The sequence below is a fragment of the Modestobacter sp. SYSU DS0657 genome (assembly GCF_054050925.1).
In genome coordinates this window covers 90,748-108,437 of record NZ_JBJHAG010000009.1, presented here as the reverse complement: position 1 = coordinate 108,437, position 17,690 = coordinate 90,748, and the positions used below count along the sequence as shown (strand labels likewise).

Genomic DNA, 17,690 nt, shown 5'->3' with positions numbered 1-17,690 from the left:
AACCCCGGGAGTCGGCCGTCCGCTCGGAACGAGCAGTGTCGATGGCGAATACAACAAGACCTGCCAATTCCGTGCGCCCTTGATATCGGAACACGCTCGGCTTGTTGCCCTGGCCTGGTCGCGCCACCACGCCAGGCTCAGGGCACACACCGGGCTACTCCACAGGAGAAACCAATGCGTCTCCGCAGCACCGCCGTCGCCACCGTGCTCTTCGCGGGTCTGTCGATCCCCATGGCCGGGACCGCGCTCGCCGCCGACGTCTACAACTGCTCCGACTACACGTACCAGGAAGAGGCGCAGGCGGTCTTCAACGAGGACACCAGCGACCCGAACCAGCTCGACGACGACGACGACCAGATCGCCTGCGAGACGCTGCCGAGCAACGGCGGCTCGGTCACCGTCTCGGCGGGTACGAACGGCACCACCGACGGTCAGGTCACCACCACTCCGCAGGGCGCCGTCGCGGCCGGTGACGGCAGCGCCGCGGAGGACGGCAGCGTCCTCCCGTACGTCCTCGGTGGCCTCGCCTTCGCCGGCGCCGGTGGCGCCGCGCTGGCCGCGCGTCGCAGCTCCCGCACCACCGCCTGACGCCACCTGCGTGCAGCACCGCGCATTCCGGGCCACCGGTCCGGGTCTCACCGAGACCCGGACCGGTGGCCCGGTGCGCATCACCGGGGCCTATCCCCCACCGCTGGTCGACCACCAGCCCACCGAGGCGCCCTACCCGACCGCTGACCGACCGCGCGTCACGCGGTACGACCGCTCCCGGCACCGTGCACCCCGATCGACCGCACCGCGGGTGTGGGCCGGCACGTCGGCCGCGCTCGCCGTCGCCGGACTCAGCGCGGTGCTGTTCCTCCCCCAGGGCGCACCCAGCTCCGCACGCCTGGACGCCCCCGTCGCGGTCGCCGCGACCGCCGGGGCCGGCGTCCCCAGCGCGGCACCTCAACCGTCGACGCCGGACGCCGTCCTGCAGCTGCCGGCGAGCCCCCCGGTGCACATCCAGATCCCCGCGCTCGGGGTGACGTCCGACGTCATGGAACTCGGCCTGGAGCGCGACGGCTCCCTGGAGGTGCCGCCCGGCGCCTACCCCGTCGGCTGGTACGAGGGCAGCCCCACCCCAGGACAGCTGGGGCCGGCCGTTCTCGCCGGTCACGTCGACTGGCACGGCGAGCCGGGCGCGTTCTACGGCCTCCGGGAGCTCCTCCCCGGCGACGAGGTCGTCATCGAGCGGGCCGACGGCACGGTGGCCACCTTCCGGGTCGACCGGGTCGAGGAGCACGGCAAGGACGAATTCCCCACCGCCGCCGTCTACGGCGACATCGACCACGCCGGGCTGCGTCTGATCACCTGCGGCGGCGCCTTCGACGACGAGTCCGGTGACTACCTGGACAACGTGATCGTCTTCGCCGAGCTGGTCAGCGGGGGCTGATCGGCCAGCGGTCGGCACGGAACGCCGCGATCACCGTGGCCTCGGTCATGACCCCTGCCCTGCCCTCGCTGCCTCGCGCCAGCGCTTCCGAGCCTCCCGCACGAACGAGTGCAACGGGTGCGCCGAATTGTCGGCCTGGTTGAGCGGCGGCTCCAGCTCGGCGATCACCGCGGCCTCGACCGTCCACGGCTGCGGGTGCTCGGTCCAGGTCAGCGCCAGCTTCTCCCCCATCCACGCCGACAGCCGGAGCTCGTCGGCGTTGACCAGCACCGGCCGCGTCGTCCACCGGCTCCGCCAGCCCTGCTGGTCGCTGAGCAGCGCGGCCAGCGTGCGGCGCAACGTCGACGAGCCGGTCGTCCCGCGGATGTGGTCGCCCACCACCCGGCTGCGCAGTGTCGCCTGCGACGCCGACCCGTTCGGCGCGATCCCCACGTGCAGCAGCTGGAGGCCGGCCTCCGGGTGCCGGGGTCCGGAAATGCCCGGCAGCGCACCGAACGGCGCCCACCACGCGTAGAGCCCGGGCACCGCCGGGAGCTCGGCCCCGACCCGTTCCAGGAAGATCGGCGTCGACCGGAGCGCTGCGGGAACGTCGTCCATGCCACCAGTCAACGGCACCGCCCCACTCCGCCTGTGGACGACGCCAGCGGCGAGAGGCCCGTGCGCGGCAGAGTCCTCCGCCATGGAGACCCGACCGCACCCCGACATCCCGGTGACCAGCGACGCCGAGCTCACCGAACGGTGGCGCGGACTCCTGCACCTGGACGGGCCGCCGTACCAACGCCGGCTGTTCCTCGCCTGGCTGCGGAGTGACGGCACGATGGTCCACCTGCTCATCCCGGTCGAGGAGCTCCCGGCCGAGCCCGACCGGGTGGTGATCGGCGCCCTCGCCGACCTGCACGCCGTCGTGGTCGACGCTGAGCACGTCGACCGGGCGGATCTGCACCTGGCGATGTGCCTGGAGCGGCCCGGGCCCGCAACGCCCACCCCGGACGACGCCGCCTGGTGTGCCGCGATCAAGTCGATCGTGCGCGGGCGCGACGGCATCGACTGCAGCCTGCACCTCCTCGACGGCCGCACCGCCGTTCCGCTCCTCACCCGGCGGTCGTGGCCTGGGTCTTGAAAGGTGGATGCGCAGCCCGACTCATCCGTGCACGATCGCCTGATGCCGGACCTGTACCTGCGCGACGTTCCCGCCGAGGTGATCGGGCGGCTGACCCGGCTGGCCGAACGCGAGCACGCCTCGGTCAGCGCGGTCGCGATCCGCGAACTGGCGGATGTCAACCGGCGGGCGGACGACCCGACGCTCCTGGCAGCGCTCCCGGACAGAGGGATCGCTGTCGACGAGATCGTGGACGCCGTGGACGCTGGCCGCGCCGACCGGTGATCCTCCTCGGCTGTTGTCCCGGACTGTGCGCAGGGAATCGGCCATGCTCAGCCAGCAGCGGCGGTCAGCAGTCGTCCTGCTTCCAGGCACCGTTCTCCCGGGCCCACGGCTCTGCCGCCTGGTCCAGGGCCGTCACGTCGTAGGTGTAGGACACCCGCGCCAGGTCTCCCGACACCTCGGCGTCGTAGCTGGTGATCAGCAGCGCCACGCCGTAGACCTGCGTGGCGGCCATGACGATGCCGGTGAAGTAGCTCAGCGACACCTGCTCCTGACAGCGGGCCGAGAAGTAGTCGTAGGCGGTCGCCGGGTCGCCGCCCAGGAAGGCGTCCGAATACCCCTGCACCGCGGTACGCAGCGCCTCATCCGCCGCCGGCGATGACTCGGTCGCAGCGGAGACAGACGGTGTCGCCGTCTCGGCCGTGGTGGACGTTGCCTCCGAGGACGTCGAAGAGATCTGTGCCTCGGCGGTGGACGACGCCTGCGACTGTCCGCAGCCGGCGACGAACAGCAACGTCAGCGCAGTGAAGGTGATGCGCGGCGCCTGCTTGATCAATCTGGGTTCTCTTCTCGGGAGTGCTTCGGTGGGCAGGAGAGTCATCCGATGGGCTGCTTCGTCGTGCAGTCGATCTTGGTGTAGCGGCGGCCCTGGTCGTCGATCGAGGTGCCGTTCGAGCCGTAGGCACGGCAGCCGGTGTATTTGTCGCCGCCACCCGGCGCGGGCGCTGGTGCAGGCGCCGGTGCCGGCGCAGGTGCCGGTGCCGGCTGGGCGGCGGTCGGGCTCGAAGCGCGCGGCGGGGCGGCCTGCTGTCGCCTGGCGGCAGCGGCCGCGGCTTCCTCAGCCGCTGCACGTTCGGCGGCTGCCTGCTCGGCGGCCACGCGTTCGGCCTCCGCGCGAGCCGCCTCTTCGGCGAGACGCGCGGCCTCGGCTTCCTGACGCACGCGCTCTTCCGCCTTGGCCAGAGAGCTGTCGTTGGTCGCGCGAGCCTGGCCGACCTCGCTCCGAACGTGCCGGACCTGAGCTGCCAGGTCTCCGATCCTGGCCGCCGTGAAAGCAGCGAGGGGGAAGGCGCTGCGGTCGCCGTCCAGCACCTCGGCGAGGGCGACCGCCAGGGCGACCACGCCGGCCAGTTCCATGCCGTGGGCAGTGAACTCTGCCGGCATGCCACTGGCCGGTGGCGCACTGCTGGTGGCGTCTGCAGCCGCGTCCTCCAGAGCGGCCATCTGGGCGGGGATGGTGCACTCGATGGACGGCGCATAGAGACCACGCTTGGCCGACACCGCCTCGCGCTGGCCGGCCTGCACGTCGGCGTAGAAGCGGTCGTTGCCACCCACGACCATGGCCACACCCAGGCCCAGCCGGGCGATCTCAGCATTGACCAGCATGTCGCCGCGGAAGACGCCGGCCAGGTCGCGCCCGTACCGGTCGGTGCGCTCCTCGTCGTACTGCAGGGTCACGGCTGATCCCACCGGAAGCAGGTCCGCGAGCGCGTCGCTCGCCTCTGGACCCAGGCACTCCACCGGCTTGTTCGGGTCGACCGACTCCGGCGTGTTCACGTTCAGCAGTCGGACGCGCCGTTCATCGCCATCGACCGAGACGTCCACCGTGTCCCCGTCGACGATCCGGACCACCTGGGCCTCCACACTGCTGTTCGCCCTGGCCAGCCGTACAGCAGTCGCAGTCGCTGCCACGCCGAGTACCAGGGCGCCGACCACGACGGCGACCACGCCCGTACGGCCGATCCGACGCTTCGCCGGAGCCGTTGACCGGTCTGACCTCGAACGGTCGTCCACCGACACCAGCCGATCGGCTCCGTCGCCGGAGTCCCAGATGTGCATGAGCTCGAAGGCCTCGGACTGCACGTCGCGGACGGCGGCGGCGATCGCCGCATCGTCCCGATCCGTCTGGCGGGCCCGCTGTTCCTGAATCCGGGCGACTGCGGCCAGTACGACGGCTGCCTCCATGCGCCAGGCCTGACGCATCTCTCTGGTGAGGGAACCATGGGGAGCCCGCGAACCGAGTCCCATCGACCGGCCCCGCCGCAACAGAGCGATCGCGGCGCTCACCTCTGGCCCCCAGCCACCGCGGGGGGGCGTCCCCGTGTCGAACGAGAAGTCCGGCGGCCGCAGATCGTCGAGATCAGACCGCTTGCTGTCGTACCACTTCTGCGGCAGGTGGAGCGTGCGAAGCCCCTTTGAGGTCCCGCGCACCCGTCTGCTGACCGCAGCAGCGATGGACCACGCGCACAGCACGGCCACGAACACGCCGATCGGCAAACCGAGGTCGTCGGAGAAGGGCACCGCGGCAATGGCCGCGGGCAGAGCGAACAGGCTCCGCTTCACGAATCGACCGTCGTCGGCGAGGTTGTCAGCCGGGGTCAGCTGCACTCCGGGAGCCAGCAGCTGCGGATCCACCACCTTCTCGCGCGCGGGCCCCTTCGGCTGCTGTTCCTTCGGCCGCGCAGTAGCCAACTCGATCCCCCCGATGTCAGAGCCTCCATGAAGCGGCTGCACCAAGTGATCGGCACCCCAGCCGTGTCCTGAAGCTGGCTCCCTCCTTTGGAGGGGACATACCGGCGCAGTGTTGAGTGTCTTTCCGTCGGCCGCCGAGCCACTGAGCCGATTGGCCGGCGTCCGTCGTTCACGTCAGCAGGGCCACCAGCGCCGCTGCCGACACGTGGGCTGCGCCAAGGGTGTCGTCGCGAGCCGCTCCGCTGCCGCTGACCGCAACGCCCGCCACCAGTTCGCCGGCTTGTGACCGCACCGGGGCCACCGCGCACGCGACCCAGTCGTGCAGCTCCCCCGTCTGCGCCGCCCACCCGTGCGCCCGCACCTCGGCCAGGCAGGCATCGAGCTGGTCGGGCCGGGTCACCGTCGCGGGCGTGAACCGGGTCAGCCGGCTCGGCGGCAGCAGATCGCGCCACTCGGGCTGCTCGGCCAGCAGCAGCTTTCCCGCCGCCGTCGCGTGCAGGTGCCGCTCGACCGCCGCCGGGTCCTGCAGCGGCAGGTCGGGGTCCATGTCGGCCACCCGCAGCGTCGTCGCCGTGTACAGCACCAGGTGCACCCCGGCCCGCACCTCCCGGCGCAGCTCGGCGAGCACCTCACGCGCCGCCTGCGGCACGCGCACCGGAGCGATCGCACCCGCCAGCCCGGCCACCTTCCGGCCCAGCGCGAACCCGCGCAGGTCCGGCAGCCGCACCAGGTACTCCTCCCCCACCAGCAGGTTCAGCAGCCGGTACGCCGTCGCCGGTGGCATCGACAGCGACTCGGCCACCTCCTTGGCCGTCACCCCTGCCCCCATCCGCGCCACGCACTCCAGCACCGCGAGCGCGCTCTGCACCGCCTTCGGCTGCCGCCCGGTCAGCCCCGCGTCCGACACCGCCATCAGGCCGCCAGCGACCCGGGCAGCACGCTGGCCACCGTCGGCTCGTCGTAGACGCCCACCCCCCGCAACCGCGCGGGCCACCGGAAACGGAGCCACCCCAACCAGGCCACCCCCGGCGCCAGCGCGCCCAGGTACACCAGCGCCGCCAGCCGACCGTCCACCCACCCCGACCCGCTCACCGCCACCACCAGCACGACCGACCACAGCCCCGCCGCCGCGATCCCGCCGACCAGCGGCGCGCGGGTCAGCTCCCCGATCCGGCGCAGGAACAGCGGCATCGCCACGCAGACCAGCACGTAGGCGACCACGTAGCCGATCGCCGACACCGTCAGCGTCCCGGTCAGCACCGCCCGCCCACCGGCACCGGCGGCCAGCGCGACGAACGGCACCCCGACCACGAGCGGCAGCACCAGCAGCAGCGCCACGAACGGCGTCCCGAACCGGCGGTGCGTCCGGCCCAGCGACGCCGCCAGCACCCCCTCCCGGCCCATCGAGAACAGCACCCGGGCCAGCGCGTTCACCGACCCGGTCACGCAGGCGAAGAACGACGCCGCGATCCCCGCCTCCAGCGCCCACGCCACCGGCCCGATCTGCGCCGCCAGCCGGCCCACCGGCACCGGGCTGAGCAGCACCTCCAGCGGTGCGGCCCGCAGCAGCACCCCCTGCGCCGCCGTCCCGGCCAGGAACAGCACCCCGGCCACCGCCGGCGTCCACAGCACCGCGCGCGGCACCGCGCGCAGCGGCCGCTGCGCCTCCACCCCGAGCACGCTCGCGCTCTCGAAGCCCATGAACCCGACGACGCCCAGCACCACGCCGATCGCCAGCCCGCCCCAGCGCACGTCCCCGTCGACCACCGCCGCCGCCGAGCCGGCCGCCGGCGACACCCGCACCAGCAGGACGGCGAGGACGGCGAGCACCAGCCCGATCGACACCACCTCCAGTGCCAGCGCCACCCGCGCCGAGAGCTGGATGCCGCGGACCGTGCACCAGCCGGCCAGCCCGCCCACCAGCAGCACCAGCACGGCCAGCGCCGACGTCCCCGAGAGCCCGAGCAGCGCCCGCAGGTACAGGGCGCACCCCACCAGCGCCGACATCGACACCGCCGCGTAGCCGATCGCCAGCGACCACCCGCCGACCACCGCCCCGGAGGCGCCCAGCCCACGCGCGGTGTAGGTGTAGACACCGCCCACCGCGGCCATCCGCCGGGCGAACTGCGTGATGCACCAGCCCACCAGCAGCACCAGCACAGTGGCCGCGGCGAACGCCGGCAGCGTCGCCGCGCCGCTCTGCACCAGCACGATCGCCGGCGTCGTCACCATCGCCGCCGACGGCGCCAGCGCCGACACCGACTGTGCCAGCACCTCCCAGAACGACAGCCGCCGCCGGTGTAGGCCGGCCACCGGGGAGACACGGGCAAGACGGTGCACGGGGGCGCCTCCTGGCAGGTAGGGAACGCCGCAGGGTAGGCAGCCCGGCTTTGCGCCGGTGTTACGTCGCAACCCCCAACCGGTCGCACCCCGAATGAGAAAGCCCGGTCGCGGCTCTCTCATTCAGCACGCGGCAGAACGTCAGCGACGGGAGACGCCGCGGCAACCGGCCGCGACCAGGGTCTGCGGGCAACGCGACGCCACCGGGGCGCCGCCCGACCCGGGAGCCCAGCCTTGGCCATCTCCGACCCGCCCGCCACCGGCGCGCCGACGTCGTCCGTCGGCAGCAAGCCCAGCGCCGTCTCCACCCGCAGCCTCACCGGCTCACTCGGCGTCGGCGCGATCATCTTCATGGTGGTCGCCGCCGCCGCGCCGCTCACGGTCATCGCCGGGTCGGTGCCGATCGGCATCCTCATCGGCAACGGCGCGGGCTACCCGGCCAGCTACGCGATCAGCGCGGTCATCCTGCTGTTCTTCGCCGTCGGCTTCGTCGCGATGACCCCGCACGTGCCGCAGGCCGGCGCCTTCTACTCCTACATCTCCCGCGGGCTCGGCCGCCCGCTCGGCCTGGGCGCGGCGATGCTCGCGCTGCTCACCTACATCACCATCCAGGGCGCCGTGCTCGGCTACATCGGCCAGGCGATCGGCGACCTGCTCGACCGCTACGGCGTCGCCTCCCCGCCCTGGTGGGTGTGGACGCTGGCGATGGTCGCCCTGATCGGGGTGCTCGGCTACCGGCACATCGACCTGTCCAGCAAGGTGCTCGGCCTGCTGCTGATCGCCGAGATCGCGATCGTCGTCGTCCTGGACGTCGCGGTCGTCGGGCAGGGCGGCGGCCCCGAGGGCTTCTCCGCCGGCATCGTCTCCCCGGCCGAGATCACCAGCGGCTCCCCCGCGCTGGGCCTGATGTTCGCCATCGCCGGGTTCATCGGCTTCGAGGCCACCGCCGTCTTCCGCGACGAGGCGCGCGACCCCGAGCGCACCATCCCCCGCGCCACCTACCTGGCGCTGGCGATCATCGGCGTCTTCTACGCCGTCTCCAGCTGGGCGATCGTGACCGCCTGGGGCGACGAGGCCGCCGTGGCCCGCGCCGCCGCGGACCCGGGCTCCATGGTGGTGGAGACGACGGAGGTCCACCTGGGCACCGTCGTCGCCGACGTGCTCAACGTGCTGCTCGTGACCAGCCTGTTCGCCTGCGCGCTGAGCTTCCACAACGTGCTGGCCCGCTACTACTTCAACCTCGGCAACACCGGCGTGCTGCACAGCCGGCTCGGCAACGCCCACGCCACGCACGCCTCCCCGGCGTCGGCCTCGCTCACCCAGACGGTGATCAGCGGCGCGCTGATGGTCGTCTGCGCGGTCGCCGGCCTGGACCCGGTGCTGGAGGTTTTCACCTGGCTGTCCGGCATCGCCACCGTCGGCATCGTCGGGCTGATGCTGCTCACCTGCACCGCGGTGCTGGTCTTCTTCCGCCGCACCAGGGTCGACACCCGGCCCTGGCAGACGCTGATCGCCCCCGGGCTCGGTTTCCTCGGGCTCGCCGCCATCCTCGTCGTCCTCGTGCAGAACCTGCCGCTGCTGATGGGCGAGTCGACGGCGCTGGGCGTCGGCGCCGGCGTCCTGCTGCTGGCCTGCCTGCTCGCCGGCCCGGTGCTCGCGAAGGCCCGCCCGCAGGCCGCCGCCCTCACCGACACCGACCTCTCGCACTGATCAACCCGGAAAGGACCCGCACTCCCATGACGATGACCGCACCCGTCAGCACCGCCACCCACCCGCTCTCCCGGCTCTCCGCCGAGGAGTTCACCGCGATCCGCGAGATCGTCGCCGCGGCCGGCCTGGTCACCGAGTCGACCAAGTTCGTCTACGTCGGCCTCGACGAGCCGCACAAGAACGTCGTCCTGGCCTGGCAGCCCGGCGACCCGATCGAGCGCCGGGCCCGCGTGCTGCTGCTCGACCGCGCCACCGGTAACGGCGCCGACCTCACCGTGTCGATCACGGCCGGCCTGGTCGAGAAGAACACGCCGATCGACGCCCTGGTCGACGGGCAGGTGCCGATCCTGGACGCCGAGTTCGAGGCGATCGAGCCCATCCTCGCCGCCGACGAGCGCTGGGTCGCCGCGATGGCCAAGCGCGGCCTGGACGTCGCGAACGTGCGCAGCGTGCCGCTGTCGGCCGGCTCCTACTTCCCCGACGAGTTCGGCACCCGCGTCGTCCGGGTGCTCGGCTTCCACCAGGCCGACGAGGCCGACCTGCCCTGGGCGCACCCGGTCGACGGCGTCGTCGCGTTCGTCGACATCACCCGCGGCGTGGCGATCGACGTCCAGGACCACTTCGACCTACCCATCCCGGCCGAGCGCGCCGACCTGGACCAGGAGACCCACCCGCACGCCGTTCGCGACCTCAAGCCCATCGAGATCACCCAGCCCGAGGGCCGCAGCTTCACCGTGGACGACGACGTCATCCGCTGGGCCGGCTGGGAGGTGCGGGTCGGCTTCGACGCCCGCGAGGGCCTGACCCTCAACCAGGTCTCCATCGACGGCCGCTCGGTGATCCACCGGGCGTCGATCGCGGAGATGGTCGTGCCCTACGCCGACCCCTCGCCGGTGCGGTTCTGGCAGAACTACTTCGACACCGGCGAGTACCTCTTCGCCCGGTACACCAACTCCCTCGAGCTGGGCTGCGACTGCCTCGGCGAGATCCACTACTTCGACGGTGTCCTCGCCGACGAGGATGGGAACCCGCGCACCATCAGGAACGCCATCTGCCTCCACGAGGAGGACTACGGCGTCGCCTGGAAGCACACCGACATGTTCAACGGCATGGTCGAGACCCGGCGCTCTCGGCGGCTGGTGATCAGCTTCTTCACCACGATCGGCAACTACGACTACGGCTTCTACTGGTACCTCTACACCGACGGCACCATCCAGCTGGAGTCCAAGGCCACCGGGATCGTCTTCACCTCCGCCTACCGCGGCGAGGAGCACCCCTACGCCACCGAGATCGCTCCCGGCCTGGGCGCGCCGTTCCACCAGCACCTGTTCTCCGCGCGGCTGGACATGGCGGTCGACGGCGTGGACAACACCGTGCACGAGGTGGACGCCGTCCGGGTGCCGATGTCGCCCGAGAACCCGTACGGCAACGCGTTCACCCGCAAGCTCACCCCGCTCACCACGGAGCAGGACGCCGCCCGGCTCACCGACGCCACCGTCGGGCGGACCTGGCACATCGTGAACCCGGGCAAGACCAACCGGCTGGGCCAGCCGGTCGGCTACGCGCTGCACCCGGAGAACTCCCCGGTGCTGCTCGCCGACGACGACTCCTCGATCAACAAGCGGGCCACCTTCTCCACCAAGAGCCTCTGGGTGACCGCCTACGACCCGGCCGAGCGGTATCCGGCCGGCGACTTCGTCAACCAGCACCCCGGCGACGGCGGGCTGCCGGCGTTCGTCGCCGACGACGCCCCGGTGGAGAACACCGACGTCGTCCTCTGGCACACCTTCGGGCTCACCCACTTCCCGCGCCCGGAGGACTGGCCGGTCATGCCCACCGACTACTCCGGCTTCACGCTCAAGCCGGTCGGCTTCTTCGACCGGAACCCGGCGCTGGGGGTGCCGAAGTCCACGTCGTCGCACTGTGCGACCGGCGAGGGGCACTGCTCGTGACCACCGCCGTCGTCGCCGCCCGGCCGAGGGCGCTCGCCCTCGGCCGGGTGGCCGCCGGGCTGGCCGTGGCGTCGGCCGCGGTGCACCTGCTGCTGGTCGACGGCTCGCTCGGGTCGCTGGTGATGGTGCTGATGGCCGCGGCGTGCCTGCCGTGCGCGTGGCACCTGTGGCGGTCACCGACCGGGTCGGTGTGGCGGTTCGCCGCCCTGGTGGACACCGCGATGCTGGTGCTGCACGCGCAGATGCTCGGCGACTCGGGCGGCCACCAGCACGTGCACCACACGGCCGGCCCGGGCGCGCTGATGTGGCTGGGGCTCGGGCTGGTGGGTGCCCAGCTGGCCCTCGCCGCGGCCGCCGCCCTCCGCCGTCCCTGAATCCGCGAAGCACTGCGCGTCCAGTGCCCATTTCGGAGCCGGAGTGGGCACTGGACGTACATCGATGAGGCCGGCTGAGCCCCTGAGCCATCCGTTCCGCCGGCGGAGGCCCCCGGACACGCTCGCACCGCGCCCTCACCGATGTCGCTGTTGCGGCGAGGGATCCCGGGCGGGGGACGACCTGGAGCGGCAGCCCCGGAGAGTGGCCGTCGTCGGCTATCGTCGTGAGGTTCCCGCAACCCGTGTGTAACTACCTGCTGTGCAGCAAGGCGGCACGCCCGATCCGCAGCTGAGGTCATGTTCCACACCCGCCGCTCCGGCAACGAGCTCATCCAGCAGGCTGGCTTCTCCTACTTCCCGCTCGCCTTCATCGCCCGCCTGCCGTACGCGATGATCACCGTCGGCGTGCTCACCCTCGTCGTCGCCGAGCGCGGGTCGGTCACCCTCGGTGGCCTGAACTCCGCCGCCGCCGGCCTGGGCACCGCCCTGGTCGGTCCGCTGCTCGGCGCGGCCGCCGACCGGTTCGGCCAGCGCCGGGTACTCGTCCCGGTGGGGCTGGTCAACGCGGCTCTGCTCGGCGCCTTCCCGTTCGTCGTCGCCAGTTCCCTGCCGGCTCTCGCGCTGCTCGCGCTGTCGGTGCTGATCGGCGCCTCCGCGCCGCAGATCGCACCGATGTCCCGCACCCGGCTGGTGGCCATCATCCGGCGCGCGATCTCGCCGAACCGGCGCGAGAAGGTGCTCAACTCGACGATGGCCTACGAGTCGGCCGCCGACGAGACGGTCTTCATCGTCGGCCCGTTCCTCGTCGGGCTGCTCGCCAGCGCCGTCGCGCCCTGGCTGGCGATCGCCGGCGCCGCGGTGCTGACCCTCGTCTTCGTCACCGGCTTCGCCCTGCACCCGACCGGGCGCCTGCAGGTCGGCACCTCCGGGCAGGCCGGCGCCCAGGCGCCCGCCCGGGAACTGGCCCGGTTCCCGCTGCTCACAGTGGTGGCCGGCACGCTCGGCGTCGGGCTCTTCTTCGGCGCCACGCTCACCTCCCTCACCGGCTTCCTCGCCGACGACGGCAACGGCGACCGGGCCGGGCTGCTCTACGGCGTCATGGGCATCGGCTCGGCCGCGCTGGCCCTGGGCTCGGCGGCGTTCCCGGTCCGCTTCACGCTGCGGGCCCGGTGGCTGGCGTTCGGGTCGCTGATGCTCGCCGCCGCCGTCCTGTTCGCCTCCGCCCAGTCGGTGCCGGTGCTGCTGCTCGCCCTCACGGTGCTCGGCTGCGGCATCGGGCCGACCCTGGTCAGCCAGTTCAGCCTCGCCGCCCGGTTCAGCCCGGTGGGCCGTTCGGCGACCACCATGACGATGCTGGGCTCCGCGGTCGTCGTCGGCCAGGCTCTCGCATCGGCGGTCGCCGGGTTCGTCGTCGACCGGTTCGGGTCGTCGACCGGGCTCCTGCTCCCCGCTGTCGCCGCGGCGCTCGTGGTGGCCGCCGGAGTCGCCCACACCGTGTCGACGTCCCGCCACCGCTCGCCGGAGCCGCTCCCCGCCTGATCCGCCCCGGAGGAGTCGGGGTGCGGATCGGGGTCCTCCCTGATGATCTTGGCCGGGTCCAGGCCCTAACGTCGGCTGCGCCGGGACCGCCCCGGAGTCCCGCGCACGGAGAGGCGCAGCCATGCAGGCGATCACCCAGGACACCTACGGATCGGCCGACACCCTCACGCTCCAGCACGTCGACGCCCCCGTCCCCGCTGCCGGCCAGGTGCTGGTCCACGTCCGCGCCGCCTCGGTCAACGCGGCCGACTGGCACGTCATGCGCGGGGACCCACGGATCGCCCGGCTCGTCCTCGGGCTGCGCCGGCCGAAGGCCCGCATCCGCGGCCGGGACGTGGCCGGGGTCGTGGCGGCCGTCGGTGCCGACGTCACGCACGTGCAGCCCGGCGACGAGGTGTACGGCGAGACCGGGACGGCCGAGGGCGCGTTCGCGGAGTTCGCCTGCCTGCCCGCCGATCAGGTGGCACCGAAGCCGGCCGGCCTGACCTTCGAGCAGGCGGCGGCCATGCCGCTGGCGGGGTGCACCGCCCTGGAGGGCCTCCGCGACCACGCACGCCTGGCGCCCGGGCAGCGGGTGCTGGTGAACGGGGCCGCCGGCGGGGTGGGCACCTTCGCCGTGCAGATCGCCCGGGCGTACGGCGCCCAGGTCACCGGCGTCTGCAGCACCCGCAACGTCGACCTGGTGCGCTCGCTCGGTGCGGACGTCGTCGACTACACCGTGGAGGACGTCACCGCGCGCCCCGAGCGCTACGACGTCGTGCTGGACCTGGTCGGCAACCGGAGGCTGCGGGACCTGCGCAGCCTGCTGACCGGCACCGGGATCCTGCTCCTGGCCGGCGGCGGCGTGTGGGACGGCGGGAGCCTGCTCGGCCCCATCAGGCTCATCGCGACCGGCGCCGTCGTCGGACGTCTCCTGCGCCAGCGCATCGTCCCCTACACCGCGACCCCGACCACCGAGCGGCTCACGGCGCTGGCCGGGCTCGCCGAGTCCGGAGCGGTCAGCCCGGTCGTCGACCGCACCTACGAGCTGGCCCGGGTCCCCGAGGCGATCCGCCACGTCGAGACCGGCCATGCCCGCGCCAAGACCGTCATCGTTCTGCCCTGACCGTCCCCGGGGAGGCACTCCGCAGACGGCAGCGCCCCGGCTCCGCGAGGGAGCCGGGGCGCTCGGGACGGGATCAGGCGCGGGTCGCCCCGCCACCCGAGGGGGTGGCCCGGTCCGTGCGCTCGTCGTGCGCGACCGGCTGGGTCACGTTCGGCTGCCCGACCACGTTCGGCCGGTGGTCGCCGTGCTCCTGCTGGTCGCCAGGTCCCCGCGGGTCGCCGTCGACCTGGGGGTCCTCCTCGGCCCGGTGCCGGCCGTCGGCGCCCTGCAGATCCCGCTCGGACACCCCCGGCGCCAGCTTCTCCGCCTTCGCGCGCAGCTGCTGGGCGGCCGAGCGGTCCTCGTTCGCCCGGCCGGCGTGCTCCTGCGCCTCGCGCTCGGCCAGCGCCAGCCGCTCCTCGACCTCGGCGCGTTCCCGCCGGGTGCGGGCCAGCTGCTCGTCGGCGAGCGCCTGCTCCTTGTCCGCGCGCGCCTGGCGGATCTGCGCGTCGCGCAGGGCCTCGCGCGCCTGGTCGGCCTTCCGCGCCTTGGCCGCCTTGCTGCGGCGGACCACGGCGAAGGCGACGAGCGCCAGCAGCACGACGGCTGCGATCACGATGACGACGACGGCCCACGTGGGCATGGCCGGTCTCCTCTGTCTCGGGGGACCGGGATCTTCCCGGGCGACACACCCGGGAAACGGCTCGCCCGGTCAGGCGTGCCAGGCGACCGGTCGCAACGGTGCCGAGCGCAGCACCCGCCGGCGGTGCTCCTGGACGACGACGAGCGACCCGCCGCGCGCCGTCCCGCTGAGCGCCTCGAACACCGCCGGGTCCAGCAGCGCCGTCTCGGTGCGCTCCCGCACCCCGGTCTGCTGCTCGGCGCGGGCCACCTGCGCCTGCAGCGCCGCCCGGGCGAGCTCGCGCTCGACGTCGTCCGCCCGCGGGGAGACGACGGTGCAGGCGAGCACGCTGCCCTCCTGCCGCGCCGCGTCCCGCAGCGCACGGACCAGTTCTGCCGCACCGCCCGTGGCCCCGTCGAGCACCACGAGGAGGCGGGCGCGCTCGCGACGGGAGACCCGGCTGCCGACCACCTCTGCTGACGTCATGCCCAGGATGGTGGAGGCACCACGACCGCCCGGTAAGGGTCCACCGTCGTTCCGAGACCGCCACGAATCCGTGAGAGCGCGGACATCGACGCTGCGTGTCCGAGCAGTAACAGGACGACCGTCCCGGAACACCCCGGGCATTCTCCGCGCGGCCGCGCCTCCCGCCGCCGGCATCTGGGCCGACGCCCAGGTCGAGGGTCAGGCCCGGGTGACGTCGATGATCAAGCGGTTCGGCGCCGTCCCGGCGATCCAGCTCGGGCACACGGGCCGAAAGGGCAGCGAGGTCCCGCCGCACCAGGAGACCAACGCCCAGGGCAGCTGGAAGGCGCTCCCGCCGCACCACCCCGACGGCTGGCGGACCGTCGGCCCCTCTGCCGTCCCCGCCGGCGGCGACCACTCCTTCCCGGTGCACGAGCTGACCGTCGAGGAGATCGAGGCGCTGCACCGCAGCTACGCCGACGCCGCCCGCCGCGCGCTGGACGCCGGCTACGAGTGGCTGGAGATGCACCTCGCCCACGGCCACCTGGCCGCGAGCTTCGTCTCCCCGCTCGCCAACCAGCGCACTGACGCCTACGGCGGCAGCAACCGGAACCGGGCCCGGTTCCTGCTCGAGGCGCGGGACGCCGTCCGGGAGGTGTGGCCCGAGCGGCTGCCGCTGACCATGCGGCTGGGCTCGGACGACTTCCACCCCGCCGGCGTCCAGTTCGAGGACTCCATCGAGGCGATCGGCTGGATGAAGGAGCACGGGCTGACCTCCCGACCTCAGCATGGGCGGCAACACCGACGGCATGGTCGACCCGCACTTCTTCAACGAGCCCGCCGGCTTCGCCTCCCGCGCCGCTCGGGTGCGCCGCGAGGTGGGCCTCCCGGTGGCGACCAGCTGGAACCTCGGCGTCCCGCAGACCGCCGACTCGGTGATCCCGGCGAGCAGATCGACGTCACGATGATCGGCCGCCCGGCGCTGTCCAACCCGCACTGGCCGGTGTGGGCAGCCCGCGAGCTGGGCGTCGCGGCGCCGTTCGACCTGCTCCCCCCGGACTGGCGCTGGTGGCTGTCGAACTTCCGCGGACCTACCCCGGGCATCGGCCTGCCGCCGACCCCGGCCGAGGTCCCGGTCGCCGAGTACGGCGAGGTGCCCCTGCCCGCCTGACGCCTCCCCCGGGACGAGACGCCCATGGACCAGGCGGATGCCGCGGCGAGCGGACGTCACGGGACGGTCACTTCATCGACTCGTTACAGCCCGGACACGGAGCGCGCGCAGACGGCCCGTTGAGTGCTCAGCGACCGAGCCCGCCACCTCCGAGGAGACCCGTTGAGCCCCACCGCCGTCCGCCGCGCGATCGCCGGCACCGCCGTCGCCGCGACCGTCCTCTCCCTCGCCGCCTGTGGCTCCGACTCCGCGGACGCCGCCGCGGGCGGCAGCGGCGAGACCCAGACGGTCACCATCGGCACGCTGCGCGGGCAGCCGCACTTCTACGCGCCGTTCCTCTACGAGGAGCACGCCGTGGACGGCGTCGAGTTCGAGGTCGTGACCCTGGACAGCACCCCGGCCCTGTCCGACGCGCTCGTCGCCGGCACCGTGGACTTCGCGATCACCGGCATGACCTCCACCATCTCCTCGATCGCCGAGGACCGGGACCTGACGATCGTCGCCTCGGCGGCCGACGGCGGCTGGGGCTTCCTCGGCGGCGAGGGCATCGAGACCATCGACGACCTCGTGGGCAAGACGGTTGGCTACGTGCAGGGCAGCGCCCCGGAGGTGGCGTTGCGGCTGATGCTCGCCGAGAACGACATCGACCCGGCCGACCTGGAGCTGGTGAGCGTGCCGGCCGCGGAGATGGCGTCTGCCTTCACCAGCGGTTCGGTCGACGCCTTCTTCGGCGTGGAGATCGGCGTCTCGCTGGCCGAGGCCGCCGGCGGCACGGAGATCGCCGACCCGTACTCGACGGAGATCGGCCGGGTGAACATCGGCCTGGCGACCACCGGTGAGCTCGTCGCCGACGACCCGGAGCTGGTGCAGGCAGTCGTCGACACGCACGCCGCGACCACCGCCTACATGAGCGACAACGTCGACGAGTGGCTGCCGGAGATGGTCAGCGAGTTCGGCGGTGACCAGGAGGTCCTGGAGTCGGCGCTGGAGAACTTCTGGCTCCGCTCCGACCTCAGCGAGGAGTACCAGGACCAGGTAGAGGCGCTCGCCGGGCAGATGGCCGACCTCGAGCTCATCGACGACGCACCGCCGATCGCCGACATCGTCGACCCGCAGTTCGCCCCGGCGGAGTGACCTCGGGGCGCCGG

The 17,690-nt window shown here is 73.0% G+C and carries 18 protein-coding genes; 11 read left to right on the top strand and 7 right to left on the bottom strand.

Annotated features, from left to right (window positions below; all coding sequences use genetic code 11):
- Window positions 1–174: 174 nt before the first annotated feature.
- Complete coding sequence (locus ACI79A_RS08200; RefSeq protein ID WP_457081855.1) at window positions 175–588, top strand: hypothetical protein; 414 nt, start codon at window positions 175–177, stop codon at window positions 586–588.
- 10 nt (window positions 589–598) lie between these two features.
- The gene (locus ACI79A_RS08195) at window positions 599–1,432 is read left to right on the top strand and encodes a class F sortase (RefSeq protein WP_457081853.1); all 834 of its coding nucleotides are present in this window, start codon (window positions 599–601) and stop codon (window positions 1,430–1,432) included.
- 45 nt (window positions 1,433–1,477) lie between these two features.
- Here the strand turns inward: ACI79A_RS08195 and ACI79A_RS08190 are convergent, their stop codons facing one another.
- A complete protein-coding gene (locus tag ACI79A_RS08190) occupies window positions 1,478–2,029 on the bottom strand; it encodes a GIY-YIG nuclease family protein (protein ID WP_457081851.1) in 552 nt (183 codons plus the stop codon).
- A gap of 82 nt (window positions 2,030–2,111) precedes the next feature.
- Between ACI79A_RS08190 and ACI79A_RS08185 the strand changes: the two genes are divergently transcribed.
- Together ACI79A_RS08185 and ACI79A_RS08180 are read left to right on the top strand one after the other, a co-directional pair.
- Entirely contained in the window at window positions 2,112–2,552 is a 441-nt protein-coding gene (locus tag ACI79A_RS08185) for a hypothetical protein (protein ID WP_457081849.1), read from the top strand.
- Window positions 2,553–2,555: 3 nt separating this feature from the next.
- Window positions 2,556–2,816: a hypothetical protein gene (locus tag ACI79A_RS08180; RefSeq protein WP_457081847.1), complete on the top strand. Its 261-nt coding sequence runs from the start codon at window positions 2,556–2,558 to the stop codon at window positions 2,814–2,816.
- A gap of 64 nt (window positions 2,817–2,880) precedes the next feature.
- On the opposite strand, the gene ACI79A_RS08175 is transcribed toward ACI79A_RS08180, so the two are convergent.
- The 4 genes from ACI79A_RS08175 to ACI79A_RS08160 all read right to left on the bottom strand — a co-directional run bounded on the left by ACI79A_RS08175 (window position 2,881) and on the right by ACI79A_RS08160 (window position 7,625).
- Window positions 2,881–3,369, bottom strand: coding sequence for a hypothetical protein (locus ACI79A_RS08175; RefSeq protein ID WP_457081844.1), 489 nt, complete (start codon window positions 3,367–3,369; stop codon window positions 2,881–2,883).
- A 41-nt stretch (window positions 3,370–3,410) separates the two neighbouring features.
- Window positions 3,411–5,327 (bottom strand): thermonuclease family protein, encoded by a 1,917-nt coding sequence (locus ACI79A_RS08170; RefSeq protein WP_457081897.1) that lies wholly within the window; start codon window positions 5,325–5,327, stop codon window positions 3,411–3,413.
- A 127-nt stretch (window positions 5,328–5,454) separates the two neighbouring features.
- Window positions 5,455–6,198, bottom strand: a complete 744-nt coding sequence (locus tag ACI79A_RS08165; RefSeq protein WP_457081843.1) for an IclR family transcriptional regulator — start codon at window positions 6,196–6,198, stop codon at window positions 5,455–5,457.
- Window positions 6,198–7,625 (bottom strand): APC family permease, encoded by a 1,428-nt coding sequence (locus ACI79A_RS08160; RefSeq protein WP_457081840.1) that lies wholly within the window; start codon window positions 7,623–7,625, stop codon window positions 6,198–6,200. Before ACI79A_RS08160 ends, ACI79A_RS08165 begins: the two co-directional genes overlap by 1 nt.
- A gap of 234 nt (window positions 7,626–7,859) precedes the next feature.
- Here ACI79A_RS08160 and ACI79A_RS08155 point away from each other — a divergent pair, with 234 nt between their 5' ends.
- The 5 genes from ACI79A_RS08155 (at window position 7,860) to ACI79A_RS08135 (ending at window position 14,305) form a co-directional block, all read left to right on the top strand.
- Window positions 7,860–9,335 carry an APC family permease gene (locus tag ACI79A_RS08155; protein ID WP_457081838.1) on the top strand — a complete coding sequence of 492 codons (1,476 nt, stop codon included), beginning with the start codon at window positions 7,860–7,862 and terminating at the stop codon, window positions 9,333–9,335.
- A gap of 26 nt (window positions 9,336–9,361) precedes the next feature.
- Complete coding sequence (locus ACI79A_RS08150; RefSeq protein WP_457081836.1) at window positions 9,362–11,287, top strand: primary-amine oxidase; 1,926 nt, start codon at window positions 9,362–9,364, stop codon at window positions 11,285–11,287.
- Window positions 11,284–11,661: a hypothetical protein gene (locus tag ACI79A_RS08145; protein WP_457081834.1), complete on the top strand. Its 378-nt coding sequence runs from the start codon at window positions 11,284–11,286 to the stop codon at window positions 11,659–11,661. The genes ACI79A_RS08150 and ACI79A_RS08145 overlap by 4 nt, the downstream gene beginning before the upstream one ends.
- A gap of 297 nt (window positions 11,662–11,958) precedes the next feature.
- Window positions 11,959–13,200 carry an MFS transporter gene (locus ACI79A_RS08140; RefSeq protein ID WP_457081832.1) on the top strand — a complete coding sequence of 414 codons (1,242 nt, stop codon included), beginning with the start codon at window positions 11,959–11,961 and terminating at the stop codon, window positions 13,198–13,200.
- Between the two features lie 121 nt (window positions 13,201–13,321).
- Window positions 13,322–14,305, top strand: coding sequence for an NAD(P)-dependent alcohol dehydrogenase (locus tag ACI79A_RS08135; protein WP_457081830.1), 984 nt, complete (start codon window positions 13,322–13,324; stop codon window positions 14,303–14,305).
- A gap of 73 nt (window positions 14,306–14,378) precedes the next feature.
- Here ACI79A_RS08135 and ACI79A_RS08130 read toward each other — a convergent pair whose 3' ends face one another.
- Window positions 14,379–14,927: a hypothetical protein gene (locus ACI79A_RS08130; protein WP_457081828.1), complete on the bottom strand. Its 549-nt coding sequence runs from the start codon at window positions 14,925–14,927 to the stop codon at window positions 14,379–14,381.
- 69 nt (window positions 14,928–14,996) lie between these two features.
- Window positions 14,997–15,392, bottom strand: coding sequence for a hypothetical protein (locus tag ACI79A_RS08125; RefSeq protein ID WP_457081826.1), 396 nt, complete (start codon window positions 15,390–15,392; stop codon window positions 14,997–14,999).
- Here ACI79A_RS08125 and ACI79A_RS08120 point away from each other — a divergent pair.
- Entirely contained in the window at window positions 15,391–16,542 is a 1,152-nt protein-coding gene (locus ACI79A_RS08120; protein ID WP_457081824.1) for an oxidoreductase, read from the top strand. The genes ACI79A_RS08125 and ACI79A_RS08120 overlap by 2 nt on opposite strands.
- Window positions 16,543–16,704: 162 nt before the next feature.
- The gene (locus ACI79A_RS08115; protein WP_457081822.1) at window positions 16,705–17,676 is read left to right on the top strand and encodes an ABC transporter substrate-binding protein; all 972 of its coding nucleotides are present in this window, start codon (window positions 16,705–16,707) and stop codon (window positions 17,674–17,676) included.
- Window positions 17,677–17,690: the final 14 nt, after the last annotated feature.

Excerpts from the sequence above, each read along its gene's own strand:
- ACI79A_RS08190 (WP_457081851.1), bottom strand. The coding sequence starts at position 2,029 with ATGGACGACGTTCCCGCAGCGCTCCGGTCGACGCCGATCTTCCTGGAA.
- ACI79A_RS08140 (WP_457081832.1), top strand. The coding sequence starts at position 11,959 with ATGTTCCACACCCGCCGCTCCGGCAACGAGCTCATCCAGCAGGCTGGC.
- ACI79A_RS08130 (WP_457081828.1), bottom strand. The coding sequence starts at position 14,927 with ATGCCCACGTGGGCCGTCGTCGTCATCGTGATCGCAGCCGTCGTGCTG.
- ACI79A_RS08135 (WP_457081830.1), top strand. The coding sequence starts at position 13,322 with ATGCAGGCGATCACCCAGGACACCTACGGATCGGCCGACACCCTCACG.
- ACI79A_RS08150 (WP_457081836.1), top strand. The coding sequence starts at position 9,362 with ATGACGATGACCGCACCCGTCAGCACCGCCACCCACCCGCTCTCCCGG.
- ACI79A_RS08165 (WP_457081843.1), bottom strand. The coding sequence starts at position 6,198 with ATGGCGGTGTCGGACGCGGGGCTGACCGGGCGGCAGCCGAAGGCGGTG.
- ACI79A_RS08185 (WP_457081849.1), top strand. The coding sequence starts at position 2,112 with ATGGAGACCCGACCGCACCCCGACATCCCGGTGACCAGCGACGCCGAG.
- ACI79A_RS08200 (WP_457081855.1), top strand. The coding sequence starts at position 175 with ATGCGTCTCCGCAGCACCGCCGTCGCCACCGTGCTCTTCGCGGGTCTG.
- ACI79A_RS08125 (WP_457081826.1), bottom strand. The coding sequence starts at position 15,392 with ATGACGTCAGCAGAGGTGGTCGGCAGCCGGGTCTCCCGTCGCGAGCGC.
- ACI79A_RS08120 (WP_457081824.1), top strand. The coding sequence starts at position 15,391 with ATGCCCAGGATGGTGGAGGCACCACGACCGCCCGGTAAGGGTCCACCG.